Source organism: Streptomyces sp. NPDC001443, assembly GCF_053597355.1.
In genome coordinates this window covers 1-7,543 of record NZ_JBSFIA010000090.1, presented here as the reverse complement: position 1 = coordinate 7,543, position 7,543 = coordinate 1, and the positions used below count along the sequence as shown (strand labels likewise).

General features: G+C 70.8%; 7 protein-coding genes. All 7 read left to right on the top strand.

Annotated features, from left to right (window positions below):
- The first annotated feature begins 101 nt into the window (after nt 1-101).
- Nucleotides 102-1,031: an alpha/beta hydrolase family protein gene (locus tag ACWC24_RS41680; protein WP_450668138.1), complete on the top strand. Its 930-nt coding sequence runs from the start codon at nt 102-104 to the stop codon at nt 1,029-1,031.
- Between the two features lie 4 nt (nt 1,032-1,035).
- Nucleotides 1,036-2,427 carry an NDP-hexose 2,3-dehydratase family protein gene (locus ACWC24_RS41675; RefSeq protein ID WP_450668137.1) on the top strand — a complete coding sequence of 464 codons (1,392 nt, stop codon included), beginning with the start codon at nt 1,036-1,038 and terminating at the stop codon, nt 2,425-2,427.
- Nucleotides 2,415-3,449 (top strand): NAD-dependent epimerase/dehydratase family protein, encoded by a 1,035-nt coding sequence (locus ACWC24_RS41670; protein ID WP_450668136.1) that lies wholly within the window; start codon nt 2,415-2,417, stop codon nt 3,447-3,449. Before ACWC24_RS41675 ends, ACWC24_RS41670 begins: the two co-directional genes overlap by 13 nt.
- Nucleotides 3,450-3,496: 47 nt before the next feature.
- Nucleotides 3,497-4,483, top strand: coding sequence for an aldo/keto reductase (locus ACWC24_RS41665; protein WP_450668135.1), 987 nt, complete (start codon nt 3,497-3,499; stop codon nt 4,481-4,483).
- 342 nt (nt 4,484-4,825) lie between these two features.
- The gene (locus ACWC24_RS41660) at nt 4,826-5,449 is read left to right on the top strand and encodes a dTDP-4-dehydrorhamnose 3,5-epimerase family protein (protein ID WP_450668134.1); all 624 of its coding nucleotides are present in this window, start codon (nt 4,826-4,828) and stop codon (nt 5,447-5,449) included.
- A 245-nt stretch (nt 5,450-5,694) separates the two neighbouring features.
- Nucleotides 5,695-6,507 (top strand): AfsR/SARP family transcriptional regulator, encoded by an 813-nt coding sequence (locus tag ACWC24_RS41655; protein WP_450668133.1) that lies wholly within the window; start codon nt 5,695-5,697, stop codon nt 6,505-6,507.
- A gap of 17 nt (nt 6,508-6,524) precedes the next feature.
- On the top strand, nt 6,525-7,433 hold the full coding sequence (locus ACWC24_RS41650; RefSeq protein ID WP_450668132.1) for a glycosyltransferase: 909 nt from the start codon (nt 6,525-6,527) through the stop codon (nt 7,431-7,433).
- Nucleotides 7,434-7,543 lie beyond the last annotated feature (110 nt).

Sequence of the window (7,543 nt, the reverse complement as noted above, 5' to 3'; positions counted from 1 at the left end):
CCCGTCAGCTCGCCTGACCTTCTCCGTGTGCCGGGGCTCCTGCGGTGCGGGTGTCCCGGCCGTCCGGACCCAGTTCGCCGCCGACCGACGAGGGATCACCCATGCGCGTGTCCAGAACGGACCGGAAGAAGCCGTTGCAGACCTACTCGGCCGGAGTGCGTCCGCTGCTGCTCCAGGTCGGGGCTCTGACCCTGTCGGGTCTCCTGGCCGAGCCGACCGGGGGGCTGCCGCGGGCGACCGTCGTCGCGGTGCACGGCGGTGGTATGCGTGCGGGCTACTTCGACGGGCAGGCCCATCCTGATCTGTCCCTGCTCGCGCTGGGTGCCCGGCTCGGTTTCACGGTGCTGGCACTGGATCGGCCCGGTTACGGCCAGTCCGCGACGCAGGTGCCCGACGGCCTGACCCTCGACGAGCAGTCGTCCGTGCTGTCCGGGGCGCTGGAGGTGTTCGCCAGGCGGTATGCGGTGGGGCGGGGGTTTTTGCTGCTGGCCCATTCCTACGGCGGCAAGCTCGCTCTTGTGACGGTGGCGGACACTCCCGGTCTGCTCGCTCTGGACGCCTCCGGTGTCGGTCACCGGTTCGGCGTCGGGCCGGCTGGCCGGCCGCGGCTTCGCCGGCACATGGACTGGGAGCGCAACTGGGGTCCGGTGGGGCTGTATCCGGAGGGTACTTTCCGGGCGTCCGAGGCGCTGGTCGCTCCCATTCCGGTCAGGGAGGCATCCGAGGTGGAGCTGTGGCCGGAGATGTTCGAGGAGCTGGCGCCGCGGATCGATGTCCCGTTGCGGCTGACCTTCGCCGAGCACGAGGAGTGGTGGCTGCACGGGGAGGCGGACATCGCCGATCTGGTCTCCCGGCTGGCCGGGGCGCCCCTCGTGCGGGTCGAGCGCCAGCCCCGCGCGGGCCACAACATCAGCCTCGGCCTGGCCGCCCGCTCCTACCACCTGCGCGCACTCGCCTTCTTCGAAGAATGCCTGCAATCCACCACGGAGACCGTCCCCGTGAACACGGTCCGTAAAGCTGAAAGGAAGTAGCAGGATGCAGCCCGAGGTGAACGGCGCCGACGACTTCCTGGCGTCGGCGGTGGTGTCTGACTCCCCGCTGACCCCCGACGCGGGCGCCTTTCTCAAGGAACGGGAGGAGTCCGCCTCGTACGAGGTCGAACGGGTGCCACTGGCCGCTCTCCCGAATTGGCACCTCGGTGACCGGCTCAGCCGCGCGGACGGCAAGTTCTTCACGGTGGAAGGGCTCTCCGTACGGACCGATTTCGGACCCGTGCCGCAGTGGTCCCAGCCGATCATCGTCCAGTCGGAGATCGGCATCCTGGGGATCCTCGCCAAGCGGTTCGACGGCGTGCTCCATTTCCTCATGCAGGCGAAGATGGAGCCGGGAAACACCACCTTCGTCCAGTACGCGGCGACCGTCCAGGCGACTCAGAGCAACTACCGGCGCGTCCACGGCGGCAGGGCCACCCCGTATCTGGACTACTTCCTCGAGGGCACGCGGCGACGAGTCCTGTTCGACCAACTCCTCTCCGAGCACGGCTACTGGTATCTGTACAAGCGGAACCGCAACATGATCGTCGAGGTGCCCGAGGACGAGGAAGTACCCGTCGAGAACGACTTCACCTGGCTCACCCTGGGCCAGATACGCCAGCAGCTCACCCAGGGCAACGGCGTCAACATGAACGCCCGTACCGTGCTCTCCGGAATTTCCTACGGCACCGCCGACGGCGACCCGCCGGTTCCCCGGGCCGAGCAGCCCGACCCGTTCCACGCCGAGCTCCTGAGGTCGCACCGGACGCCGTGGTCGGCGTCCGACCTCTCCGGCACGCTGACGTGGCTGTTCGACCAGAAGGCGAAGTTCAGCCTGGACGTCAGGCGGACCAGCCTGCGGGACATGGACGAATGGATCTGCGACGACGACAGCATCCGCCATCGCGACGGCCGCATCTTCGACATCATCGGCATGTCGGTCCAGGCCACGAGCCGTGAGGTCGGCACATGGTGGCAGCCCATGCTCGAGCCCCGCCCCGGAAACGCCGTGGCCCTGATCTGCCAGCGGCGGGCCGGGGTGCTGCAGTTCCTGGTCCAGGCACAGGTCCAGCCCGGCCTGACGGACCGTCTCGAACTGGCGCCCACCGTGCAGTTCTCTCCCGGCTATCACCGCGGCCCGCAGGACTTCCCACCGCTGACGCAGTATCTCGACGCACCCCCGTCCTGGATCCGGCTGGACGCCGTGCAGTCCGAGGACGGCGGCCGCTTCTCCCGGGCCGACACACGCCACCTGGTCGTCGAACTGCCCGAGGACCACGAGATCGAGGCGCCGGAGAACTACCGGTGGATGACCCTCGGTCTGCTCAACCGTCTGACCCATTTCGGATACCACGTCAACGTCGAGGCCCGGAGCCTGGCCGCATGTCTTCTCTGACTACCAAAGGCAGCGCTGTGACTGTGAACTCCCCGCTCATCGTGGTGCTCGGCGCCGCAGGCTTCGTCGGATCCGCGGTGTTCCGCGAGCTGGCACGGCACCCGGTCCGGATACGGGCCGTCTCCCGCAGGACGTGCCCTGTCCCCGAGGACGCCCGTGCCGAGATCGAGGTGCTCTCCGCGGATCTGACCGAGCCCGGCCAGATGGCCGCCGCCGTCGCCGGCGCCGATGTGGTGATCCACGCACTGGCGTACATCGCGGGGGCGTCCACCTGGCGCATAGCGGACGGCGACACGGCCGCCGAACGCGTCCACGTGGGCCTGATGCAGGACTTGCTGCACGCCCTTCGCGACCGAGCCGATTCCCAGGCGCCCCCGACCGTCCTGTTCACGGGATCGGTCACGGCAGCCGGCTCCTCGGACAAGGAGGTTCTGGACGGCACCGAACCCGACCGGCCGAAGGGATATTACGAACGGCTGAAACTCGAGGCGGAGCGGCTGCTGCTGGAGGCCGACACGGCGGGAACGGTGCGTGGCGCCTGCCTGCGCCTGACCACGCTGTACGGCTACAGCGCCGGGTCCACCGCCCGGGACAAGGGCATCGTCTCCACGATGACGCGCCGCGCAGTGGCCGGCGAGCCCCTGACCATGTGGCACGACGGAACGGTCCGCCGGGACCTGCTCCACGTCGACGATGCCGCTCGCGCCTTCTGGGCCGCGATCGCCCGCATGGACGTGCTCGCGGGAAGGCGCTGGCTGATCGGCACCGGTCAAGGCGCGCCGCTCGGGGACGTGTTCACCAGGGTCTCCGCGTTGGTCGCCGAGCAGACGGGCAAGGAGCCGGTGCCGGTGGTCTGCGTGGAGCCGCCGGAGTACGCCGAGGCCATCGACTTCCGGAGTGCGATCGTCGACTCCTCCGCGTTCCGGACCGCCACCGGCTGGCAACCGCAGGTGTCCCTCGACGAGGGCCTGCGCCTGACGACGGAGTTCTGCTCCGGCGGCCGGGAGACGGAAGTGTCCTGAACCTGTCGGTGCGCAACGCATTCATCGCTGAAGGAGGAGAAGGTCGCGTGATCTACACACAGCTGGGCCGTACCGGTCTGCGGGTCAGCAGGCTGGCCCTGGGCACGGTCAACTTCGGTGGCCGGGTGGAGGAGCCGGAGGCGCACCGCCTCATGGACCACTCCCTGGAGCGGGGCATCAACCTGATCGACACGGCCAACATCTACGGCTGGCGTGTCCACAAGGGCCACACCGAGGAGGTCATCGGCCGCTGGCTCGGCAAGGACCCCGCCCGCCGCGACCAGGTCGTCCTGACCACCAAGGTGGGCGACCCGATGAGCGAGGGCCTCAACGACCGCGGCCTGTCGGCCCGCAACATCGTCGCGGCCTGCGAGGCATCGCTCAGGCGGCTGGGCACGGACTGGATCGACGTGTACCAGATGCACCACCTCGACCGGTCCGTGGGCTGGGACGAGGTCTGGCAGGCCATGGACCTCCTGGTCGCCCAGGGCAAGGTGCGCTACGTCGGCTCGTCCAACTTCGCCGGCTGGGACATCGCGAGTGCGCAGGCGGTCGCGCAGCGCAGGAACAGCCTGGGCCTGGTCACGGAGCAGTGCGTCTACAACCTGGTCACCCGCCATACGGAGCTCGAGGTGATTCCCGCGGCCCAGGCGTACGGACTCGGCCTGTTCGTCTGGTCACCGCTGCACGGCGGCCTGCTCAGCGGCGTGCTCCGCAAGATGCGGACCAACTCCGCCGTCAAGTCCGCGCAGGGCCGTGCGATGGAGGCCCTGAACGCGCAGCACGACACCATCGAGGCCTACGAGAAGCTCTGCGCCGACCACGGCCTGGACCCGGCCGTGGTCGGGATCGCCTGGGTGCTGTCCCGCCCCGGTGTGACGGGTGCGGTGATCGGACCTCGCACGGAGCAGCACATCGAGGGCGCACTCGAAGCTCTGGAGTGTGCGCTGCCGGAGTCCGTACTGGCCGAGCTCGACGAACTCTTCCCGCCGATCGGTCGAGGCGGCCCTGCCCCCGACTGCTGGCTGACCTGACCTGAAGCACCGGACGGAAAGGGCGCGGCTCCGGGCCCGCCATGCCGTGCCCGCCCTCGGCCCGGCGGCGGTGCGGACGGCCCCGGCAGGGGTCCGGGACGCCGACCCGCCGGGCCCGGATCGGGGCGGCCCGCCGCCACGCGGCGGCCTGGGCGCAGCGGCGCACGGCGCCGCGGTCCGGGCCGCCACCGGCCGGCAACCGCAGGCGTCCCTCCAGGAGGGCCTGCGCCTGACGACGGAGTTCTGCTCCGGCGGCCGGGAGACGGCAGTGTCCTGAGCCTGTCGTCGCGAGGCCGCCGGTGCTCCAGCCGGTCTTGAGCTGCGGCGACTACCGTCGTCGGTATGGATCTCAAGAGCCTGGAAATCAGCGAACTCGGCCTCCCGGACACGTTCCTGGTCTCGCCCCGGGCCGTTGAGGACGGCGTTGCGGTCCGCTACGAGGCGTTCCGCCAGGACTACGTCGAGGAAGCGATCGGACGGCCCTTCGCGATCCGGTACAGCGACCTGACGGTCGGGCGGCGCCGGGTGCTGCGCGGCATCCACGGCACCACGGGCCCGGACAGCCGTGCCAGGCTGTTCGGCTGTGTGCGGGGCTCCGCCGTGCACGTCGTGGTGGACCTGCGGGTCGGGTCCCCGGACTACGGCCGGTACGAGACGGTCTGGCTGGACCACCGCAGCGCGTCCGGGGTGTTCGTCTCCGAGGGCCTCGGCCACGCCTGGCTCGCCCTGGAGGACGACACGGTTGTCGCCTGTCACAGCTCCCGCCCGTACACGGCGGGTGCCGCCTACACGGTCAGCGCACTCGACCCGGCTCTCGCCCTGCCATGGGGACTGACCGAGGCGCCGGCGATGACCGACGACGACCTGGCCGCGCCCACCGCGGAGGAGGCGCTGGCCAAGGGGCTCCTGCCGGTCTACGAGGACTGCCTCGCGCTGTACGGCCGTCCCGCGTCCGCCACCGACTGAGTCACGGGGGGTCCGGCAGACCTCCCCCGAGGGACCGGAGGTCCCGCGTACCCGGGACGAGGGCACGCGGGACCTCCGTCATGTCCGGAACGCCCTTCGCCCGATCGGCGGGCCGTCCCGCGGTCCATGAATCGGTCATGCCCTGAGCAGGACGGAGACACCTCGCAGAGGAGGAGTGGCGCACTGTGCCAGCGGCCGCCCGGATGGGAGTTTCGAGGTCCGACGACAGAGACAAGGGGGACCGCATGCGAATCTTCGTTCTGGGGTCTTTGGACGCCGAACTGAAAGGCGTTCCGATCCTGCCCACAGCGGCGAAGCCGCGGCAGATCCTGACGCTGCTCGCCATCTACGCCAACCAGGTCCTGCCGGTCTCCGCGCTGATGGAGGAGATCTGGGGTGACGCCCCTCCGCGCAGCGCCCTCACCACGCTGCAGACGTACATCCTCCAGCTCCGGCGCTGCATGGAGAACGCGCTGGAGGGAGAGCCCGGCGGCTCGAAGGATCTGCTGCTGACCCGGCACGGGGGATATCTCCTCCAGGCCGAGCCGGGCAGCATCGACGTGCACGAGTACGACCGGCTTTCCTCTCTCGGCCAGCGGGCCTTCGACCGGGGTGACAACCGGGAGGCCGCAGAGCTGTTCCGAAAGGCCCTCGGCCTGTGGCGTGGGCCGGCCCTGGTCGACGTACGCACCGGGCCGCTGCTCGAGATCGAGGCGATGCGGCTGGAGGAGAGCCGGCTCGGGGTGATGGAGCGGCGCAACGACGTCGAGCTCCGGCTCGGCCGTCATGCCGAACTGCTCACCGAGCTCACCGCGCTGACTGCCCGGCACCCGCTCCACGAGGGCCTGCACGCCCAGTCCATGGTGGCCTTCTACCGGGCCGGGCGCCCCTCCGCCGCGCTCGACGTCTTTCAGAACCTGCGTACCCACCTCGTGGAGGAGCTGGGCATCGAGCCCTCACAGCGTCTGCAGCGTCTGCAGCGGGCCGTGCTCGGAAGCGACCCGGCGCTGGACGTCGACCCCGGGACCGGGCGGGTGCTCGACCGTTTTGCCGGGTGACCGCCCAGGGAGGAGCCGTGCGAGTGCTGTTCTCGGCGGGCCTCGGGATGCCGGCCGTACTGCGACTGGTCCTGCTCGCCAGGGCGTTGCAGGCGGCTGGCAACGAGGTGCGCTTCTGCTGTCCGGCCCGGGCCCGCCACTGTGTGGCCCGGGCCGGACTCGTGCCGGTGCTGGCCGATCCGCAGCAGTTCGGCCGGGCCTGGCGGCCCGACCTGGTGGTCCACGATCCGCTGTGCCCCGACTCGACCGCCATGGCGGCCATGTCCGGGGTGCCCACGATCGGCTACCTTCCGTTCGCCCACCCGCCGTTGTCGCCGCGGCCGACCGTCTGGATCGACCCCTGCCCCCCGCCGCTGCGGGAACGGCCGGAGCGCGGTGCCTGGCATGTGCGCTGCGATGCCTACGAGTTGCCCGCAAGGCCGGTGCCCCGGCTCACCGGGCTGTCGCTGCTTCCGCGCGTCTGCGTCACCGGGGTGCCGACCGGGTCCCGGCCCGAGGACCGCCGCCGGGCGCGGCTCTTCCGGCGTGTCGCCGAGGGCGTCGAAAGCCTTGGCCTGCAACTCCTCGTGCTGACCGGCGACGACCACCCCTGGAGCCTGCTGCTGCCCGGCTGCGTTCTCGTCGTGCACGGCGGGGACGAGGGGGTCGTGTACGCGGCCGCCCGGTACGGGGTCTCCCAGCTCGTGCTGCCGACGGGGGAGGAGGGACGGCGGACCGGTGCGCGCCTGGAACAGGCCGGCATCGGTCGGTGCCTCTCCGACGACGAGCTCGCGGGCGACCCCAGCATGCTGCGGCTGCGCTTCCACATCGCCGATCTCGTCAACGGCGGTCGGGTGCTTCCCACGGCCGCCCGGCTGGGCCGGACCGTCGCCCGCATGCCTGCGCCGGCGGACCTCGTCCCGGACATCGAGGCGCTGACGCGCTGACGCCGGGGAGAAGGGGCGGGACGCCGTTTCGTCCGGTCGGTCCGCGGTGACCCGCGAGGTTCGCAGTCATGGCGATGGGCGGCGGGCCACTTCCCCCAGGGGGAAGTGGC

Bases quoted from the DNA above. Each gene is read 5' to 3' on its own strand.
- ACWC24_RS41680 (WP_450668138.1), top strand. From the start codon at position 102: ATGCGCGTGTCCAGAACGGACCGGAAGAAGCCGTTGCAGACCTACTCG.
- ACWC24_RS41675 (WP_450668137.1), top strand. From the start codon at position 1,036: ATGCAGCCCGAGGTGAACGGCGCCGACGACTTCCTGGCGTCGGCGGTG.
- ACWC24_RS41670 (WP_450668136.1), top strand. From the start codon at position 2,415: ATGTCTTCTCTGACTACCAAAGGCAGCGCTGTGACTGTGAACTCCCCG.
- ACWC24_RS41660 (WP_450668134.1), top strand. From the start codon at position 4,826: ATGGATCTCAAGAGCCTGGAAATCAGCGAACTCGGCCTCCCGGACACG.
- ACWC24_RS41655 (WP_450668133.1), top strand. From the start codon at position 5,695: ATGCGAATCTTCGTTCTGGGGTCTTTGGACGCCGAACTGAAAGGCGTT.